Source organism: Rhizobium sp. AN6A, from assembly GCF_900215635.1.
Lineage (GTDB): Bacteria > Pseudomonadota > Alphaproteobacteria > Rhizobiales > Rhizobiaceae > Agrobacterium > Agrobacterium tumefaciens.
This window is the reverse complement of the sequence record NZ_OCNC01000003.1, coordinates 880001-898245: the sequence shown is the minus strand read 5'-3', so window position 1 is coordinate 898245 and position 18245 is coordinate 880001. Positions and strand designations below refer to the sequence as shown.

Genomic DNA, 18245 nt, shown 5'->3' with positions numbered 1-18245 from the left:
CAGTATTAATTATTGCGATCGCGTTAGCGTTGCGCTTCAGCCGAAGAATTAACATTCGAGTCCCGGCCGGGAAACTGCAGCGCCCGCGCATTGTCGGGATAAAAACGCGGTCCTACCAGACGCACTGTCTTGCCGGAGACATCGGTAATATAATTCTGTGCGGTCGCCCCAGACGAGAATGCGGCGCTACGGGTCTTGGTCGGTTCCAATATGCTGACCTCCAAAGGCTGAGCAAATATCGGGTTGCTTGTCGCGGAGATGACAATTGTCGCGATAAAGAGGGACTTGGAGAACATCGGCACATCCTGTCACAATTGACTGCGCCATAAACAGCCCTCGCCCGGTTTGGTTCCCGCCGTCTTTCAGCTGTCCTCGTCCAGATAGGTGCGATATTGCACATAATCCGAACTTGGTTGCCCGTCGACAATTTCCGGCGGCCGCCCCTCACCTCCGGTTAAATAACCGGCTTCTTCAAGTCCCGCCCTCAAGAGCTTTTCGATGGCGGTATGTCGAGGCAAGGCAATGTCCGCCATGTAAACAGCGACAGCCAGCTCCATATCGTCTGGAAAAACCATAGGCTCACCGCCCCCTTCCAACATCGACACGGAAACGCACAATCTTAAGGAAGGTTCAGTTCCAACGTCGTGCCATATCGAGATCTCTGCATTACCCCAGTCTAGTCAGGCATGAGACGCATAAAAATCGCGCTTTTCCTGCCCTTATCATCGCAATCCCGTTAAAAGATGCCCGGAATCAAGCGATTGAAACCAATCATGGAATAACTCAAATGAAAGTCAATCGACGCTTAACTTTCATTACTTTGCATTAACCATAGGAGCCCCTGCCGGCGCAGTCTGTTCGTAAACACTGGCAGCCTCACAGCGAATCTTCGGGGTGTTGCAGAAACAGCGTCAATGTAGCTCCAGACTGGGAATTCGGCAAGCCGACGCCATTTTCTGTCCGTCCTCAAGAACTCATACAGCCATGCTTCTCTCTATCCCGTCAGTTCGACCCCGCAGTTGCGCCAGAAGCATGGCCTGAAGATCAAACCCGCCCTCGTGGGCCTTACGGGTGAGATTGCGCAGATATCCGCCCAGCGAGCTGATCTGGTCGGCCTTTTGCAGCAGGCAGGCAAGAATCGCCGCTGTTCCCTGTCGACCGAAAGTGGTGAGGGCGTCCTGGTAGGCCGACTGGCTAACGTTGAACATGGTTTTAATGACTGATGTCGCCACTTCGAGATCACGCCATCCAGTCACCGCTCCTCCGGGTGCATAGAGGGAAATATCCGGGCAAGCCTTCACAACCAAAACAATATCAGGAACAAAAAATTGCTTATGAAGAACAGGCTTTGGCTGTTGCGGCGAAGGTTTTGCACTGACGGGTACGGCATATTCTGGCTGTACGACTGTCGTGTCGGCAGGTGCGACGACTACCGGTTCACGCAAATCTTGCGGTTTAGATATAGATTCGGATTCTGAATTCTTTATGAGGCGCTCATTTTGGCAGTCATTGCCGCCCGATTTCTCCGAATTTTCAATATTTTCCAGATAGTTGGTCACTTCTGCACGCAGGGAGACCAAAAATCCGGCGATTTCCTTGAGTTCGACAGGCTTTGAATTACGGCCGAGAGACCGGGCAATGGCATTGTAGCGCGTCTGGAATCCTTCTGACGTTACGACGTCACCGCTGGCGGCTATCATTTCGCAAAGCTTCTGGATATCGCGGCGGCACAGGCTGATGTTTTCACGAAGCCGCTGAAGGTCGAGCCGCTCGCGAACGATGCGTTCGGCCAGTTCCTCGATTTCCGATTTGCGGGCGAGAAGCGGTGCCAGCGAAAAACCATAGGCTTCGCTGATTTCCCCGCCCCTGTGCTTACGGGCGTAGCGTTTTCCGTTTGGACTATCCTTGCGGATGATGAGACCGGCCTCGACGAGAGCCGAGAGATGCCGGCGCAATGTCTGTTCTGCCATTCCATGTGCCCGCAATGATAATTGCGTATTCGACGGAAAGACGACCAATCCGGCTTCGCTGGAGAGTTCATTTTTCGGATAAAAACTCAGAAGGGCGTTCAAGACCGCGAGAGAGCGATCGGTCACGCCGAGCAATGGTCTGGCTTCACAGACCGAACGGTAGAGTTTCCATTTATCGACCGCTTCTGTCTTTTTGTTTTTCTGCGCGGCAAACTGTGTTGCGAGGACGCCAAACGACATCGCTCGCCGCCCAAAGGGCGTCGTTACACATGTGCTGTCCATGTCTTTCACCTTTCACAAGGCAAAAGAAAATCGCTCACCGAAAAATTCGATGCCAAGACTCTTGACTATGATTCGCGGAAATGAGATTCTTTGGTTGCTTAGATCAAAGAAAGGCTTCCGTGCGGCAACGTTCGGGGGCTTTTTTCTTTTGTAATGCGTCTCCTGTTAGTCGTTGGTATTAACAATCACTGCTTGGACCGGTATTCGGCAAACAGCGCCTGAAGATGTTCCAGAACGAAATCAGCAAATTCCGGCGCCTCGTTCTTGTCGATGGATATATCCAGCTTGCGGTCGCTTTCGACCACCTTTGCCAGTCTGCTGCCAGTTTCCGAAGACCAGACACCGGCTTTCTTTGCCTGTGCCTTGGGTTTCAGAAAATCCAGAAGCGACTTGAAGCGTTCTTCGGACGGAAGAGCGGCAACGGAAGGTTCCCTGACATAAGCGCGCGCAGCTTCCTTGACCTGTGACGAGGAGAGCTGATCTGCAAGATCCATCCAGTTACGGCGACCGACGGTAGGTGCCGGACCAATAAGATCGACCAGATCCTCGGGAATGCGACCGACAACCGATAGCATGTTGGAAAGATCGCCCTTGTGTAGGGACATCGCCGCCATGATTGTATCACGCGGAAACCGCATCTGCAGTTTCTGGGCGAACCGCGCCTTTTCGATATAGGTTAGGTCACGGCGCTCGTTGTTTTCCTGTCCCTGGGCCACAACCAGCTGTTCGTCGCTGAGATCGCGAACCACGGCCTTGACCGGAATACCCAGGTTGGAAACGGCGCGCAGACGGCGATGGCCAAATGCGACCTGATAACGTCCCGGAAATTCGGGATGAGGGCGCACCAGAATGGGAACCTGCTGGCCCTGCTCACGAATAGCCTCCACCAGGCCTGCATCCGCCTCTTCTGAGGCTGGCATGCGGTCGGGTATGAAGGACGGGTCGATATCAGCAGGATTGAGCGAAACGATCGTAAGGCCCTCTGCGAGCCGTTTTTCGATCTCTTCAGCACGTTTGGAGCGCTCCGACACTTCGTTCAGAGACTGGCCGATCATGCCGACTGGCGAGTTCAACACATCCGTCACCAGTTCGGGAGAACCGAGGATGGGTCTGACACGCGGACGGGACCGCTCGGGAGTGGTATCGTTGTCAGTGCCTGGCGTGCCAAGATTGGCGAAAATCTGTTTTCTGCTCATGCTGCCCTACCCCACGCTTTTTTAATCAATCCCTCGATTTCAGCGTTCACGTTGTTCATGGCTTCCAGTGCGCGGTCATAAGTGGAGCGCGTGAACTGGGTTCTTTCCACCTCGAAAAGCGTCTGGTTGGTCAATCCGGCATCCGAAACGGCCGTGCTCTTCAGCATCGGGTGAATGAGGACGTTTTCACCGAAGATCGAGCGCAGGAAAGCCACCATCTGGTTCTGCGGCCCATCGCTCGGTTCGAAACGCGTGATGAGGTAACGCATCCAGTTATAATCGGAGCGTGCACCAGCCCTGCCGATTTCAGCGAGAAGATCGCCAGTCATGGCAAGGAACTGGTTCATGGACATGACATCAAGCATTTGCGGATGAACGGTGACGAGAACCGATGTTGCCGCCGTCAGCGCCGAAAGCGTCAGGTAACCGAGTTGCGGTGGGCAATCGATGACCACGACATCGTAGAAGTTCTGGGCCTGGGCGATTGCCTGGCCGATGCGAGCGAAGAACAGCGTGTCGCCCGGTGCGCGGCGCATCAGTGCGCGCGGGGTATCATGTTCGAACTCCATAAGCTCCAGATTGCCCGGAACGATATGAAGGTTGGGAATATAGGTGCCGCGAACGATCTCGGCTATCGGCCGGCGTTCGTCATCGTAGCGGATCGCGCCGTAGAGCGTTTCATTCGGGCCGACATCCATTTCGGGCTGGTGACCGAAGAGAGCGGAGAGACTGGCCTGCGGATCGAGATCGATAGCCAGAACCCGGTAACCGCGCAGCGCCAGATATTGTGCCAGATGCGCGGATGTCGTGGTCTTACCAGAACCGCCTTTGAAATTCATGACCGCGATGACCTGCAATTCCTCGCCGTCGCGACGGTGGGGCAGATAGCGACGTGTGCCGCGCGCGCCCTGATCGAGAAACTTTCTGATCTCGTCCATATCCTCTACCGAATAGGAACGACGACCGGATGCCTGCGCTGCATCGAGTTCCGGACGCTCAGCGGCGATCTGACGAAGATAGGCTTCACCGATGCCAATCAGCCGGGCGGTTTCCGCCGGCGAAAAATGGCGCATACTCTTTTCGGTATGCGGTGAAAACGTATTCGCATTATGCGCCTGCAATTGGGCTGACAATGCAGCCGAATGCTGTTGTATAAGGCTCGTGAGGTCGGGTGCCCCTGCAGCAAATCTTGAGTCGGCACTCTGTGTCATGGATCTACTTTCGCTCGATATTGCAGTTGCGGTTTTTTTCGAAAAAGACGGTTTTTTCCGCAACTGAGATATAAGCGCCGATTCTCTTTTTGGCGCAATAGGCTTTTTTCCCGGATGCAGAAGTACCGCTAAGGCATTGTGGAAGAATCAGTTTTGCTTTTTGTGACAGTTTGTCGGTTAGCCGCGGCTAACTTCATCTTCGTTCTGGCAGAGATGCGGTTTTTTGGCTTCCTTCAAAATTGACAAGAAGCGATCAGAGAGAAAGTTTGCCGCGGCTAACTTTGAGAATCCTGCGTATCAATGTGCAATGAGCGATCCCGCCAGCGGAAAGTGAAGGGTGGACATTGGCAGGTGTTTAATCTCTACTCATCGACTAGAGTATCAACGGGTCCGGCGCCCACCGCCTGACCTTTCGTGCTGTCGCAGGTTGGAGGAATGAATGTCCTATGATGTCGCTATCGTCGGTTCGGGTTTCTCGGCCATCTGTACCGCCGCTCATCTTCTATCATCCCTCCCCGGGGACGCGTCGATCGCCATTGTCGGCGACGAGTCGGATTTCGGGCGTGGTACGGCCTATCGTACCGAGTTGCCCTATCACCGGCTCAATGTGCCCGCAGGGCGGATGAGCGTATTCCCCGACAGGCCGGATGACTTTCTTGATTGGCTGACGGAGAATGGGCTCGGAAATGATCCATTGGCTTTTGCCTCACGTGGCGATTACGGCCTATATCTCAGGGACAGGCTCGCCAGCTTGCTGAGAAGCCGGGATCAGCGGGCGAGGGTGGACTTCATCCGTGCCAAGGCTTCAGCCTGTCGGCCGGATGGCGATGGAGGTTTCTCTTTTGCACTGGAGAACGGTGAGAAGCTGCGCGCGCAAAACGTTGTCTTATGTCTTGGTGTCGGCGCGGCAAGTTTGCCGGTGCAAACTCTGACGAAAGATGATGACACGCCGCAGCGCATCATCGGGCATTGCTGGCAGTCCGGATGGCTGTCGAAAGTAAAGGCGGGGGACCGCATCTGCATTCTGGGTTCTGGCCTGACGATGATCGATCAGGTCCTGACGCTTCGCGGAAAGGGACACCGTGGCCCAATCCACGTATTGTCCCGCCGCGGACTTGTGCCGCATCCACATATCAGCCCGCCCCTGTCGCCGGTTGATCCGCGCTTACCTGAAGGTTCGACCGAGATCAGCCGGTTACTGCAGGCTCTGCGTAAGCGGGTGAAAGATGGTGCGCCGTGGCGTACTGTCATGGATGGTCTACGGCCGAAGACCCAGCTACTTTGGCAGAGTCTCACATCTGAGCAGCGTAGCCGGTTTCTTCGCCATGCGTTGCCCTGGTGGAACATTCACCGGCACCGAATCGCGCCCGAAGTGCATAAGGCTTTTGAAAAGCTCTTATCTGACGGCGTTTTAGAGATTCATGCCGGTTATCTCCGCTCTCTCGACGAGCAGGACGAGGGAATCGCCGTACTTTATCGCCGTCGGCATACGGAGACGCTTAGAGAGTTTCAGGTCGATTGGGTTGTTAATTGTACCGGAATGGAGAGGGCGGGGATCGGTCATTCACGGCTTCTGGAAACCATGCGGGACGATGGCGTGCTTTTGCTTGACGCCTTTGGTCTTGGGGTCGAGGTCGATGGCCAGTCGCGCTTGTCAAACGCGGACGGGCAGATCTGGCCCGGCCTGTTTGCCGCCGGGGCGCTGACGGCGGGCCGCTTTTGGGAGATAACCGCCGTGCCGGATATCCGCGTTCAGGCGCAGAAGATCGCGCAAGCTGTCACGGACAGAGTGGTATCAGACCGGCGGGTCTCGGCACACGGTTGATGTTAAAGAACAGTAGCACCTTGAGACTGTTCCTCGAACTTTTCAGATACTGAGGTTTGCCGCGGCTAACCTCTCTCTTATCAGGCAGGTATCCGAAATATCGCGGGCTTACTGATTGCGCGATAGAGCTAAGGATTGGAAAGAGCCTTGGCTCGGCCAATAGCCGCTTCCATATAACGCAACAGACAATAGCTTTTGAGTCTCATCATTCGGTTCGACAACGTGCGGCGATGCGAATGGTTCACCGTAACATCATCGGTCTGCGAGTTGAGATTTACACAATTGCTAAATTATTTACATCACTTATGGAATATTGACGCAAAACGAGCTATTAAACCCTTAAAAATACGATTTCCATGAAAATTATTTGCGAGGCATCGATGGAAAAGCAGAAACTGGTAAGGTTCGAGACGGCTGACGCTCAGGCTGGCGGACAGCGCAGGCCTTTTGCCAAGGCAGTGCGGGCCGGTGATTTCGTCTATGTGTCTGGACAGGTGCCAACCGTCGATGGTGAAGTAGTAACCGGCGGCATTGTGGCCCAGACCGAGCAGGTTGTGGCCAATATCATAGATGTTCTGGCGCTTGCGGATTGTACGCTTGCCGATGTGGTCAAGGTCAATGTCTGGCTGGATGATGCTCGGGATTTTTCGAGCTTCAACGCGGTCTTCCAGAAATATTTCATCGATCATCCGCCGGCACGTTCAACCGTGCAGTCGCCCCTGATGGTCGATGCGAAGGTTGAAATGGATGTTATCGCCTATAAGCCACTGGTTTGATTGCCAATTTCCGATTCTGAGAGCGTATGACGATGACCTATCCCTGGCCTGACGAAGGCACCCCACTCGATGCGATCTCGACGCCGATGCCGGTGATCGACGAGGACCGGCTTGCCGCCAATATTGCGCGGGCGCAGTCCTATCTTGACGGACATGGCAAGGCTTTTCGCCCCCATATCAAGACGCATAAGATACCAGCCGTTGCGAAGCAGCAGCTTCAGGCGGGCGCCATCGGCATCAATTGCCAGAAGGTCAGCGAGGCGGAAGTTTTCGCGGATGCCGGTTTCGACGACATCCTGATCACCTACAATATCCTCGGCGCGGCGAAACTCTCGCGGCTGAGGGCATTGAATGCGCGTATAGGGCAGCTGAGCGTCGTTGCCGACAGCGCCGTGACGATTGCCGGCCTTGCCGGCACATTCGATGCGGAAAGACCGCTTTCCGTTCTTGTCGAATGCGATACTGGCGGAAAACGCTGCGGTGTGCAGACCCCTGAAGCCGTGTTGCAGCTTGCAGAAAAGATCGTCGCGGCACCTGGTCTCAATTTCAAGGGCATTTTGACCTATCCGGCACCCGGTGGCGCCGAAAAGGTGGAGAACTTCATTCGCGAAACCATGGCGTTGCTTGCGGAAAAGGGCATTGACTGCCCGGTTCGCTCCAGTGGCGGCTCACCGGATTTTTTCTCTGCTCACCTCGTTCCGTCCGCAACCGAATATCGGGCGGGCACCTATGTGTATAATGACCGTTCGATGCTGCGCGCCGGACATTGCACCGCTGGCGACCTGGCAATGCATGTTCTTGCCACCGTGGTGTCGCGACCGACAGCTGATCGCGCTGTGCTCGATTGTGGCTCCAAGGCTTTGACCTCCGATCTCCTTGGGTTCAGCGATTACGGGCTGATTGAAGGGTATGAAGGCGCAAAAATCATGTCGCTTTCGGAAGAACATGCGGTGGTCGATTTGTCGGGCTGCACATCGGGTCGGCCGGAAATCGGTGATCTGGTCAAGGTTGTGCCGAACCACACCTGCGTCATCACCAATCTTTTCGACAGGATGGTTTTCCATCGAAACGGTTTCGTGACGCGGGTGGAAGACGTCGCAGCACGCGGCACCGTCTGGTAATATTACCCGGCTAATTAAATTGCAAAAAAGATGCTGCCGAAATGCGGGCATCGGCAACGAGAATGACAGTCATGCGCATATTCACGGCATCGCTTGCCACCGAAACCAACACGTTTTCACCCGTCCCGACGGATATGGACGCCTTTCGCGCGGCTTTTTACGCTGGGCCCGGTGAACATCCGGAAACGCCGACGCTGTGCTCCTCACCGGTACCAATTCTGCGCCGGCGCGGCAAAGCGGAAGGGTTTACGGTAATCGAGGGCACCTCCTGCTGGGCGGAACCGGCGGGGCTGATACAGCGCCAGACCTATGAAACGCTGCGCGATACAATTCTTGCCGAGCTTGCCGCCGCCATGCCGGTCGATGCGGTAATTCTTGGTCTCCATGGCGCCATGGTCGCGCAGGGTTATGACGATCCGGAAGGCGATTTCCTGTCGCATGTCCGCACGCTTGTTGGTCCCGACGTACTGATCGCGGCGGAATTCGATCCCCACAGCCATTTGACCCCTTTAAGGGTCCAAAATCTCGATATCATGGCGACGTTTCTGGAATTCCCGCATACGGATTTTGAGGAACGTGGTGAGCACGTTGTTGAACTGGCGCTTCGCACCCTGCGCGGAGAAATCAGGCCGGTTATTTCCACTTTCGATTGCCGCATGATCACCATTTACCCCACCAGCCGCGAACCGATGCGTTCTTATGTTGACCGTTTGAAGGCTTTGGAGGGCAAGGACGGCGTGCTGTCTATTTCCGTTATTCACGGTTTTATGGCGGGCGATGTTCCAGATATGGGCACGCGTATCGTCGTCGTGACAGATAATGACAGGGCAAAAGGTGACGCACTGGCCGAAAAATTCGGCCATGAGCTTTATGCCATGCGCAAGTTGACTGCCATGCCGATGCTCGACACGGAATCGGGTCTCGACAAGGCTCTCGCCATTCGTAGTGAGCATCCGGATATGCCGGTCGTGGTGTCGGATATATGGGATAATCCCGGTGGCGGCGTTGCGGGTGATGCCACCCATATTCTGCGGCGTATGGTGGAGCGCGGCATGGACAATATCGGTGTGGCAACGATCTGGGATCCGATTGCCGTGTCTTTCTGTCACGCCGCAGGCGAGGGGGCGGAGATTGATCTGCGTATCGGCGGCAAATCCAGTCCCGAAGGTGGCGAGCCGCTCGATTTCCGGATCAGGGTCATGCGCACTGCAGAAGCAGGGTGGCAGAGTTTCCGAAACAGCCGCGTCACCCTCGGCCGCGCCGCCGTCGTTCGACCGGTCGGAACGGAAATCGATATCATTCTCATTACCAGCCGCACGCAAACTTATGAGCCGGATATCTTTTCCAATCTCGGCATTGATTTTGCCAGGAAAGACGTGCTGCTGGTGAAGTCCACCAACCACTTCCATGCGGGTTTTGCGCCGGTCGCCTCCGAGATCGTTTATATCGCTGCACCTACCTCCTATCCGACCGATCCGGCCACAACCGCGTATCGCAAGGCAAGCCTCCAGTTATGGCCACGGGTGGCCGATCCGCTGGGGTTGGACTGAGGCTGCGGCGCGTCAGATATCTTGTAGCGTGATCAAAAAGAATATGCCTTCACCATGATCCGCCTCGATGGTGAAAGGCATGCTTTCCGCGATGAAAACGCTATCCAGCTTCTCCAGCCGGGCTGTGTCGTTCTTGACGGCGACAGTCAAAGGATCGAGCGCGAGGATCAGCCTTGTTCCCGTTGCCGCTTGCATCGAACAACTGCCGGATAGTCTTTGCACGCTGTGGGCGAAGGATGAGCGGCGGGTCATGACGTTCAGGTCGACGATCGCGCCGTCCATCAGGGTCGCATCCACGGGAACATCGGCGGCAAAGGGCAGCGGGGTACTCTCCGTCGTCAGCGCCACCGGCTCATGACCCGAAATAGCGAGTGCCATGCCGTTTCCCTCGATAATCGCAAGCGTGCGGTCTATGCCGGGGAAGCTGGAAAATGGTCCGTCCTGAGCAACGGTCGCCATGCTGACGCGCCAGTCGAATGCATCCACGGAAGCACCCGGCGGATGGATGGCGATTTCCACCGTAACGCCGCCGCCATTTTTCCACGGCATGGTTTTGTATTCGGAAGCGCGTAATAGTCTCATGTGATGTCCAGAATCGGGTCGTTAAGGGGGCGGGGGCGGAAGTTTACGATCCGCGATCATTCTCGATGCGTCGCTCAATCGTTTTTTGGACCGCCTTTAAATCGGATGGCCGGCCGGCAACCTTTTCGATCGCGGCAATGGCAAGGTCACTGGCGACATAGTCAGATTTATGCCCGAGATTGTGCACGACGATCAAAGTGGAGCCGCGAATATCTCTGGCGAGATGACGGGAATGCACCTCTGGCGAGACGATCGTGTCCGTATCACCGGTTATGATGACGGTTGGTGCCGTGATGCGCCGATACTCCGAGGAAGCTCCACGCGCCCATTCATTGAGAGCCGCGACCTCCTGGGCATTGTGTCGAAAGGCCCTGGGCCGCAGGGCCGCCACGGAATGCGTCGCTTGCACGTAACCGGCGGGTCTGGAATTGGGTGCAAAAACGCCGCGCGTTGCCTGATCCAACACCAGAAGGCCGGCGGGCGGAGCAATGAAGGTGCTGAACAGCGTACCGGTGAAGGGCGCATTTGCCGCTGTATAATACCAGGCGATGCCGCCCTCCCATGGATAGACAGCGGGAGAAAGGAATACGAGGCCCGCGACCATCTCCGGATGACGGACCGCAAGCGATGCCGCGATGGCGCCGCCAAAGGAATGTCCGACGATAATCGCTCTCGGGACGCCTCGCTTTTTCATAAGCTGGGCAATGGCGTCCGCCTGTCCATCCGGGAGAATATTTGCCTTGCCGCCGATATCCGAGTTGCCATGCCCTGGCCTGTCGACAAATAGCAGTTTTGCACGGCCTCTCAGCTTTTCGAGAAACGAAAACATCGGATCATAGAGACTGGCGCTTGCCCCGTGAATGAAGAGGATCGGCGGAAGCTCGGCGCTTTTTCCCGGCTCGACCAAGATGCTGTTCAGCTTGTAGCCGCCCACATCGATCCGCACGGGAACATTTTGCTGCTTTTCGGACGCCACGGCATTCGTAGCGGAAACCGGGAGAAGTGCCCCGAACAGGAGGGTAAAGGCAAGCGGAAGGAACCTGTGCGCCATTCTTTGATCTACCATGTCCTTCATGCCTGCCTAACGGTTAGCGCGGCTTTCAAACGAGCATACAGTCGGTCGGTTAAAAACAGCAACGAACAAAGCCGCAGACAGACCAGAAGTTCCAACGGCCGCCGACAGCGGCGTCGAAACTGATGCGGCATCGCGGTCGGCACTATACGACGTGTGGATCGCGGCCCTCTTCCCGGATCAGATAACGGCGCAGCCTCAAGACTGCGCCGAGTTTTTTCTTTAGTTACCGAGAATGCCGGGCAGTCGCAGGCCCTGCTCCTTCGCGCATTCCACGGCGATTTCGTAACCGGCATCGGCATGGCGCATGACGCCGGTTGCCGGGTCGTTCCACAGCACGCGCTCTATGCGGCGGGCCGCGTCATCGGTGCCGTCGCAGCAGATGACCATGCCGGAATGCTGGGAAAAGCCCATGCCGACGCCGCCGCCGTGGTGCAGGGAAACCCATGTCGCGCCGGATGCGGTGTTGAGCAGCGCGTTCAGCAGCGGCCAGTCGGATACGGCATCCGAACCGTCCTGCATGGCTTCGGTCTCGCGGTTCGGCGAGGCGACGGAGCCGCTGTCGAGGTGGTCGCGGCCGATGACGATCGGAGCGCTGAGCTCGCCGTTCTTGACCATTTCGTTGAAAGCAAGACCGAGACGATGGCGATCACCAAGGCCAACCCAGCAGATACGCGCCGGCAGGCCCTGGAAGGCAATACGCTCGGCGGCCATATCAAGCCAATTGTGCAGATGCTTGTTGTCGGGCAGCAGTTCCTTCACCTTGGCGTCGGTCTTGCGGATGTCTTCCGGATCACCCGATAGTGCCGCCCACCGGAACGGGCCGACGCCGCGGCAAAACAGCGGGCGGATATAGGCCGGAACGAAGCCCGGGAAGGCGAAAGCGTTTTCCAGCCCTTCTTCTTTTGCCACCTGGCGGATGTTGTTGCCGTAGTCGAAAGTCGGAATGCCCATGTCCTGGAAGGCAATCATCGCTTCGACATGTTCGCGCATCGAGGCACGGGCGGCTTTTTCGACGGCTTTCGGGTCGCTCTCGCGCTTTTCCTTCCACTTGGCCATCGTCCAGCCCTTCGGCAGATAGCCGTTGATCGGGTCGTGCGCCGAGGTCTGGTCGGTTACCATGTCTGGACGGATGCCGCGGCGGACCATTTCCGGCAGGATTTCAGCGGTGTTGCCGAGCAGGCCGACGGACTTTGCCTCGCCGGCGGCGGTCCAGCGCTCAATCATCTCCATCGCCTCATCAAGAGTTTCGGCGCGGGCATCGACGTAGCGGGTGCGCAGACGGAAATCGATCGAATCGGGATTGCATTCAATGGCAAGGCAGCAGGCACCGGCCATCACGGCGGCAAGTGGCTGGGCGCCGCCCATGCCGCCAAGGCCGCCGGTCAGAACCCATTTGCCTGTGAGATCGCCGTTATAGTGCTGGCGACCGGCCTCCACGAAGGTTTCGTAGGTGCCCTGCACGATGCCCTGGCTGCCGATATAGATCCACGAACCGGCGGTCATCTGGCCGTACATGGCAAGACCCTTTTTATCCAGCTCGTTGAAATGATCCCATGTCGCCCAGTGCGGCACGAGGTTGGAGTTGGCAATCAGCACGCGCGGCGCATCCTTGTGGGTGCGGAACACGCCGACCGGTTTACCGGACTGGACCATCAGCGTTTCGTCTTCGTTGAGATCGCGCAGGGTCGCGACGATCTTGTCGAAATCCGCCCAGGTGCGGGCGGCACGGCCTATGCCGCCATAAACCACCAGTTCGTGCGGGTTCTCGGCCACTTCAGGATCGAGATTGTTCATCAGCATGCGCAGCGGCGCTTCTGTCATCCACGATTTCGCGGTCAGCTCGGTTCCACGCGCAGCGCGGACGTCGCGGATATTGTGACGAGGATTGGTCATTTGGTTCCCCTTTTGGTGTGTGCGAGTGTCAGCGCAGTCGTTTCGATGCGCGTGAGAATGTCTTTCAGGTGGATACGAAGCTTGGTGGCCTTGGCGTCGTCATAGGCAAACGGCGGTGCTTCTGTCGTTAGATGGGTGGATTGCGCCAGTTCCATCTGGATGGCGTGCACGCCGGTCCCTGGCTTTCCGTAGTGGCGCGTCGTCCAGCCACCCTTGAAGCGACCGTTGAGTATGCTGGAATAACCTTCCGCCGCCGCGGTCGCTTCGATCGCCATTGTCTCGATGGCTGGATCGCAGGTCCTACCCATATCCGTACCGATGTTGAAATCCGGCAGCTTGCCTTCGAACAGGAACGGGATATGCGAGCGGATCGAATGGCAATCATAGAGAATGGCGATGCCGTGAATGGCCTTAACCCGCTCGATTTCCGCCGCAAGTGCGGAGTGATAGGGCGCATGAAAAGTTTCCAGCCGAGAGACGATGTCGTCTTGATTCGGTTCCTGCCCCTCATTCCAGATCGATTTGCCGTCGAAATCGGTTTCCGGAACAAGGCCTGTGGTGTTTTGTCCCGGATAGAGGCTGACGCCTTCAGGATCGCGGTTGGCATCGATCACATAACGATGAAAGGTGGCGCGAACCGTCGTCGCGTCGGGGAGCAGATCCGCGTAGAGATCATGAATATGCCAGTCGGTATCGGCAAGCATCTTGCCGTTGTCGTTCAAGCGTTGCCAAATCGCTGCCGGAACATCGGTGCCGGTGTGGGGCAGGCCGAGAATGACGGGCGATGTGCCTTCTTTAATATCGAAGACGGGCATCTTACGCCTCCAGCTTCGGAAGAATGCCGTCGGAAATCACGGACACAAGAGCGCCGGTAGCAATAAGGTCGGATGCCGCCTTCAGATCGGGCGCCATATAACGGTCCTCTTCCAGTGAAGGGATCGCCTGACGCAGCACGGCGATTGCCTTTTGCAGCTCCGGGCTGGTTTTCAATGGCCCACGCAGCTCAACGCCCTGAACCGCCGAAAGCGCCTCGATGCCGAGGATGGCGAAAAGGTTCTCCGTCATCGGTAGCAGGCGGCGCGCGCCGTGGCAGGCCATGGAGACATGGTCTTCCTGATTGGCGGAGGTTGGCGTCGAGTCGACCGAGGCCGGATGAGCCATCTGCTTGTTCTCGCTCATCAGCGCAGCGGAGGTGACTTCGGCAATCATCAGGCCGGAATTCAGCCCCGGTTTTTTCGATAGAAATGCCGGAAGGCCATAGGATAGAGCCGGATCGACAAGCAGCGCCACGCGGCGTTGCGCGATCGCGCCGATTTCGCAGATGGCAAGCGCCGTCTGGTCGGCGGCAAATGCCACCGGTTCAGCGTGGAAGTTGCCCCCGGATACGACGGAATTGTCGGAAAGCACCAGCGGATTGTCCGTCACGGCATTGGCTTCGATTTCAAGCGTGCGGGCTACCTGTCGAAGAAGATCGAGGCAGGCGCCGTCCACCTGCGGCTGGCAGCGGATGCAATAGGGATCCTGAACGCGCTCGTCGCCTTCGATATGGCTGACACGGATTTCGGATCCTTCCAGCAGGTTGCGCAGCGCAGCCCCGGCATCGATCTGGCCCTTGTGGCCGCGCAATGTGTGAATATCGGGATGGAAGGGAGCCGAGGAACCCATGGCGGCATCGGTGGAAAGCGCACCTGTTATCAGCGCTGCCTGTGCCGCGCGGTGAGCGCGGAAAAGACCGGCAAGCGCCAGCGCCGTCGAGGTTTGCGTGCCGTTGATCAGCGCCAACCCTTCCTTGGCGGCGAGCACGACCGGGGTCAGCCCGGCTCTAGTGAGAGCTTCGCCGGCGGGCAGAAGCGTACCTTCATAGAAAGCCTCGCCTTCGCCCATCATCACGGCGGCCATATGGGCAAGCGGCGCGAGATCGCCTGACGCTCCGACCGAACCCTTTTCCGGGATGGAAGGGATGACACCCTTTTCCAGCATGTCCTCGATCAGCCGTACCAGTTCCAGCCTCACGCCGGAGGCGCCGCGACCGAGCGAAATCAGCTTCAGCGCCATGATCAGGCGCACGACATTTTCCGGAAGCGCCGCACCGACGCCGCAGCAATGCGACAGGATGAGGTTACGCTGCAGCGTCGCCACATCGGCTGCGTCGATCTTGATTGAGGCGAGTTTGCCGAAACCGGTATTGATGCCATAGACCGGCGCATTGCCGGCGGCGATCTCGGCGATGCGGGCCGCTGCTTTTTTTATGCCGGCATCGAACGAACGGTCGAGTTTCGCTGTGCCGTTATCCCAGTAGATTGCAGCAAGTTCAGCAAGGGTCACATTGCCGGGGTGAAGCGTGATAGTCATGGAGAAACCTTCTGTCCCTTGAAAATGCGGGCGTGGAGCGGGTTGAAGCCGATGCGGTAGACAAGTTCAGCCGGGCGTTCGATATCCCAGATGGTGAAATCAGCGGATTTTCCTGCTTCCAGCGTGCCGGTTTCCGCAAGCAGGCCGAGCGCCTTTGCGGCATTGCGCGTGGTCGCCGTCAGGCATTCCTCCACCGTCATGCGAAAAAGCGTGGCACCCATGTTCATGGTTAGCAACAGGGAAGTCAGTGGAGAGGTGCCAGGATTGCAATCGGTAGCCAGCGCGATGTCAGCGCCTGCATCGCGCAGAGCCTGAACCGGGGGCAGCTGTTTTTCCCGGAGCGCGTAAAAGGCCCCGGGCAGAAGCACGGCCACCGTTCCCGCTTTAGCCAGCGCTTTTGCACCGGCCTCGTCCAGATATTCCAGATGATCGGCGGAAAGCGCACCGTAGGATGCGGCAAGCTCCGTACCGCCGAGGTTGGAAAGCTGTTCGGCATGCAGCTTGACAGGAAGACCGTACTGTTTTGCCGCCTCGAAAACCCGGGTCATTTCCTCAACGGAAAAGGCGATGCCTTCGCAAAAACCGTCAACCGCATCCGCCAGTCCTTCCGCATTGGCTTTTTCCAGCCCCGGCAGAACCACTTCCATAATGTAGTCGGCGTTACGGTCCTTATATTCGGCCGGTGTCGCATGCGCGGCCAGGTAGCTGGTGACGATTCTAACGGGCCGTAGCGTCTCAAGTTTGCGGGCGACGCGCAGCATTTTCAGTTCGGTTTCGATATCAAGACCGTAACCGGATTTTATTTCGAGGGTCGAGACACCCTCCGCCAGAAGCGTATCCAGTCGGGGCAATGCCTGTGCCACCAAAGCCTCTTCCGAAAGGGCGCGCGTGTCGCGTACCGAAGAAACGATACCGCCGCCCGCTTTGGCGATCTCCTCATAGGTTGCGCCATTGAGACGCATTTCGAATTCCATGGCGCGGTTGCCGCCGAAGACCAGATGTGTGTGGCAGTCTATCAGGGCCGGGGTGATCCAGCGTCCCTCACAATCGGTTATCTCGTCGGCCGTTGCCAGGTCGGCGGGCAGATCGCTTTCAGCGCCGGCAAAGACGATGCGGTCGTTGCGTATGGCAATGGCAGCATTTTCGATAGCGCCGATGCCTTCCATGGTAGAATCAAACGTCGCCAGCCGGGCATTGCGCCACAATGCGGTAGTGTCACCCGTCGCCATTCCCTTTGTATATTTGTTCCCTGGCATTTGCTTTTCGCCTTTCTTTTATGTGCCAAATGTATATACATAATAATCACGTTGGCAAGCCGCAATTTCGTATTCGACGTGGCCTTGTCAGAAGAGATCAAGAGGAGAGGGTGGCATGACGGTAATTCACGCGGGCGCAGCACTTCTGGCCGATGGGTGGGTGCAAGATGTTCGCATCCACTGCAAGGATGGTGCTGTTTCATCCGTCGAAACCAGTGTTTCTCCGCAGCCGCAGGATGAACGGCATGCCGTTGTCGTGCCAGCCATGCCCAATCTACACAGCCATGCCTTTCAGCGGGCCATGGCAGGGCTTGCGGAAATTCGCGGACCTGCCGATGACAGCTTCTGGAGCTGGCGTACGGTCATGTACAAATTCGCGCTGTCGATGACACCGGATCATGTCGAGGCGGTTGCTGCCCAGCTTTATATGGAAATGCTGGAAGCCGGTTTTGGACGGGTCGGTGAATTTCATTACCTGCATAACGATATGGATGGTTCGCATTACGGCAATATCGCCGAAATGGCCGAACGTATCGGTGCCGCCGCCTCGCAAACGGGTATCGGCCTGACTTTGCTGCCGGTATTTTATGCGCATTCCGGTTTCGGCGGTCAGGCGCCGATCGACGGTCAGAAACGTTTCATCCATTCGCTCGACAGTTACGAAAGGCTCATGCAGGGCGCCCAAGCCGTGGTGAATGGGCTTCCGGGTGCAACGCTCGGCATCGCGCCACACAGTCTCCGTGCCGTAACTGGTGAAGAACTGGCGGCGATCGAACCGCTGGCGAAAGGCGGCCCGATCCACATTCATGTGGCGGAGCAGGTCAAGGAAATCGAGGACTCGCTCGCCTTTTCAGGTGCGCGGCCGGTGGAGTGGCTTTTGCAGAATGCGCCGGTCGATGAGCGCTGGTGCCTTATCCATGCGACGCATATGACAGAAGCCGAAACCCGCCGCATGGCAAAAAGTGGTGCCGTTGCCGGCCTTTGCCCCATCACCGAGGCCAATCTTGGCGACGGCATCTTCCCCGCTCCAGGTTTCATCGCGGAAGGCGGCCATTACGGTGTCGGTTCGGATTCCAACATTTTGATCTCCGTGCCGGAAGAATTGCGGATGCTCGAATATTCGCAGCGCCTGTCGCTTCGGGCGCGCAATGTCATC

Annotated in this window: 16 protein-coding genes (1 of these 16 cut by a window edge); 5 read left to right on the top strand and 11 right to left on the bottom strand. The window is 57.1% G+C overall.

Annotated features, from left to right (window positions below; translation table 11 throughout):
• Positions 1–23: 23 nt before the first annotated feature.
• From CRO62_RS08085 to repA, 5 genes are all read right to left on the bottom strand, one after another.
• Positions 24–296: a hypothetical protein gene (locus tag CRO62_RS08085; RefSeq protein ID WP_097099823.1), complete on the bottom strand. Its 273-nt coding sequence runs from the start codon at positions 294–296 to the stop codon at positions 24–26.
• A 66-nt stretch (positions 297–362) separates the two neighbouring features.
• Positions 363–575, bottom strand: coding sequence for a hypothetical protein (locus CRO62_RS08080; RefSeq protein WP_097099822.1), 213 nt, complete (start codon positions 573–575; stop codon positions 363–365).
• A 399-nt stretch (positions 576–974) separates the two neighbouring features.
• Positions 975–2252, bottom strand: coding sequence for a plasmid replication protein RepC (gene repC, locus CRO62_RS08075; RefSeq protein WP_097099821.1), 1278 nt, complete (start codon positions 2250–2252; stop codon positions 975–977).
• Positions 2253–2437: 185 nt separating this feature from the next.
• Positions 2438–3448, bottom strand: a complete 1011-nt coding sequence (gene repB, locus CRO62_RS08070; RefSeq protein ID WP_003511631.1) for a plasmid partitioning protein RepB — start codon at positions 3446–3448, stop codon at positions 2438–2440.
• Positions 3445–4659 (bottom strand): plasmid partitioning protein RepA, encoded by a 1215-nt coding sequence (gene repA / locus CRO62_RS08065; RefSeq protein ID WP_029658853.1) that lies wholly within the window; start codon positions 4657–4659, stop codon positions 3445–3447. The genes repB and repA overlap by 4 nt, the downstream gene beginning before the upstream one ends.
• Positions 4660–5098: 439 nt before the next feature.
• Here repA and CRO62_RS08060 point away from each other — a divergent pair, with 439 nt between their 5' ends.
• The 4 genes from CRO62_RS08060 to CRO62_RS08045 all read left to right on the top strand — a co-directional run bounded on the left by CRO62_RS08060 (position 5099) and on the right by CRO62_RS08045 (position 9931).
• Positions 5099–6484 (top strand): FAD/NAD(P)-binding protein, encoded by a 1386-nt coding sequence (locus CRO62_RS08060; protein ID WP_097099820.1) that lies wholly within the window; start codon positions 5099–5101, stop codon positions 6482–6484.
• A 380-nt stretch (positions 6485–6864) separates the two neighbouring features.
• Positions 6865–7260, top strand: coding sequence for a RidA family protein (locus CRO62_RS08055; RefSeq protein ID WP_097099819.1), 396 nt, complete (start codon positions 6865–6867; stop codon positions 7258–7260).
• 32 nt (positions 7261–7292) lie between these two features.
• Positions 7293–8381 carry a D-TA family PLP-dependent enzyme gene (locus CRO62_RS08050; protein WP_097100427.1) on the top strand — a complete coding sequence of 363 codons (1089 nt, stop codon included), beginning with the start codon at positions 7293–7295 and terminating at the stop codon, positions 8379–8381.
• A 71-nt stretch (positions 8382–8452) separates the two neighbouring features.
• A complete protein-coding gene (locus CRO62_RS08045; protein ID WP_097099818.1) occupies positions 8453–9931 on the top strand; it encodes a M81 family metallopeptidase in 1479 nt (492 codons plus the stop codon).
• 12 nt (positions 9932–9943) lie between these two features.
• Here the strand turns inward: CRO62_RS08045 and CRO62_RS08040 are convergent, their stop codons facing one another.
• From CRO62_RS08040 to hutI, 6 genes are all read right to left on the bottom strand, one after another.
• The gene (locus tag CRO62_RS08040) at positions 9944–10513 is read right to left on the bottom strand and encodes a HutD family protein (protein ID WP_179784476.1); all 570 of its coding nucleotides are present in this window, start codon (positions 10511–10513) and stop codon (positions 9944–9946) included.
• A gap of 43 nt (positions 10514–10556) precedes the next feature.
• Positions 10557–11564, bottom strand: coding sequence for an alpha/beta hydrolase (locus tag CRO62_RS08035; RefSeq protein ID WP_323455481.1), 1008 nt, complete (start codon positions 11562–11564; stop codon positions 10557–10559).
• A gap of 243 nt (positions 11565–11807) precedes the next feature.
• Positions 11808–13481 carry a urocanate hydratase gene (gene hutU, locus CRO62_RS08030; protein WP_025595291.1) on the bottom strand — a complete coding sequence of 558 codons (1674 nt, stop codon included), beginning with the start codon at positions 13479–13481 and terminating at the stop codon, positions 11808–11810.
• On the bottom strand, positions 13478–14296 hold the full coding sequence (gene hutG, locus CRO62_RS08025) for an N-formylglutamate deformylase (protein ID WP_097099815.1): 819 nt from the start codon (positions 14294–14296) through the stop codon (positions 13478–13480). Before hutG ends, hutU begins: the two co-directional genes overlap by 4 nt.
• 1 nt (position 14297) lies before the next feature.
• A complete protein-coding gene (hutH, locus tag CRO62_RS08020) occupies positions 14298–15833 on the bottom strand; it encodes a histidine ammonia-lyase (protein ID WP_038494479.1) in 1536 nt (511 codons plus the stop codon).
• A complete protein-coding gene (hutI, locus tag CRO62_RS08015; protein ID WP_097099814.1) occupies positions 15830–17089 on the bottom strand; it encodes an imidazolonepropionase in 1260 nt (419 codons plus the stop codon). Before hutI ends, hutH begins: the two co-directional genes overlap by 4 nt.
• 115 nt (positions 17090–17204) lie before the next feature.
• On the opposite strand from hutI, the gene CRO62_RS08010 reads away from it, so the two are divergent.
• A protein-coding gene (locus tag CRO62_RS08010) for a formimidoylglutamate deiminase (protein ID WP_097099813.1) crosses the window boundary here: on the top strand, positions 17205–18245 show its 5' portion. The gene runs 306 nt beyond the window's last position; only the first 1041 of its 1347 coding nucleotides appear in the window; the start codon lies at positions 17205–17207; its stop codon lies beyond the right edge, outside the window.

Coding starts and splice junctions, on each gene's coding strand:
- CRO62_RS08085 (WP_097099823.1), bottom strand. CDS start 296: ATGTTCTCCAAGTCCCTCTTTATCGCGACAATTGTCATCTCCGCGACA.
- CRO62_RS08080 (WP_097099822.1), bottom strand. CDS start 575: ATGGTTTTTCCAGACGATATGGAGCTGGCTGTCGCTGTTTACATGGCG.
- repC (WP_097099821.1), bottom strand. CDS start 2,252: ATGGACAGCACATGTGTAACGACGCCCTTTGGGCGGCGAGCGATGTCG.
- repB (WP_003511631.1), bottom strand. CDS start 3,448: ATGAGCAGAAAACAGATTTTCGCCAATCTTGGCACGCCAGGCACTGAC.
- repA (WP_029658853.1), bottom strand. CDS start 4,659: ATGACACAGAGTGCCGACTCAAGATTTGCTGCAGGGGCACCCGACCTC.
- CRO62_RS08060 (WP_097099820.1), top strand. CDS start 5,099: ATGTCCTATGATGTCGCTATCGTCGGTTCGGGTTTCTCGGCCATCTGT.
- CRO62_RS08055 (WP_097099819.1), top strand. CDS start 6,865: ATGGAAAAGCAGAAACTGGTAAGGTTCGAGACGGCTGACGCTCAGGCT.
- CRO62_RS08050 (WP_097100427.1), top strand. CDS start 7,293: ATGACCTATCCCTGGCCTGACGAAGGCACCCCACTCGATGCGATCTCG.
- CRO62_RS08045 (WP_097099818.1), top strand. CDS start 8,453: ATGCGCATATTCACGGCATCGCTTGCCACCGAAACCAACACGTTTTCA.
- CRO62_RS08040 (WP_179784476.1), bottom strand. CDS start 10,513: ATGAGACTATTACGCGCTTCCGAATACAAAACCATGCCGTGGAAAAAT.
- CRO62_RS08035 (WP_323455481.1), bottom strand. CDS start 11,564: ATGGCGCACAGGTTCCTTCCGCTTGCCTTTACCCTCCTGTTCGGGGCA.
- hutU (WP_025595291.1), bottom strand. CDS start 13,481: ATGACCAATCCTCGTCACAATATCCGCGACGTCCGCGCTGCGCGTGGA.
- hutG (WP_097099815.1), bottom strand. CDS start 14,296: ATGCCCGTCTTCGATATTAAAGAAGGCACATCGCCCGTCATTCTCGGC.
- hutH (WP_038494479.1), bottom strand. CDS start 15,833: ATGACTATCACGCTTCACCCCGGCAATGTGACCCTTGCTGAACTTGCT.
- hutI (WP_097099814.1), bottom strand. CDS start 17,089: ATGCCAGGGAACAAATATACAAAGGGAATGGCGACGGGTGACACTACC.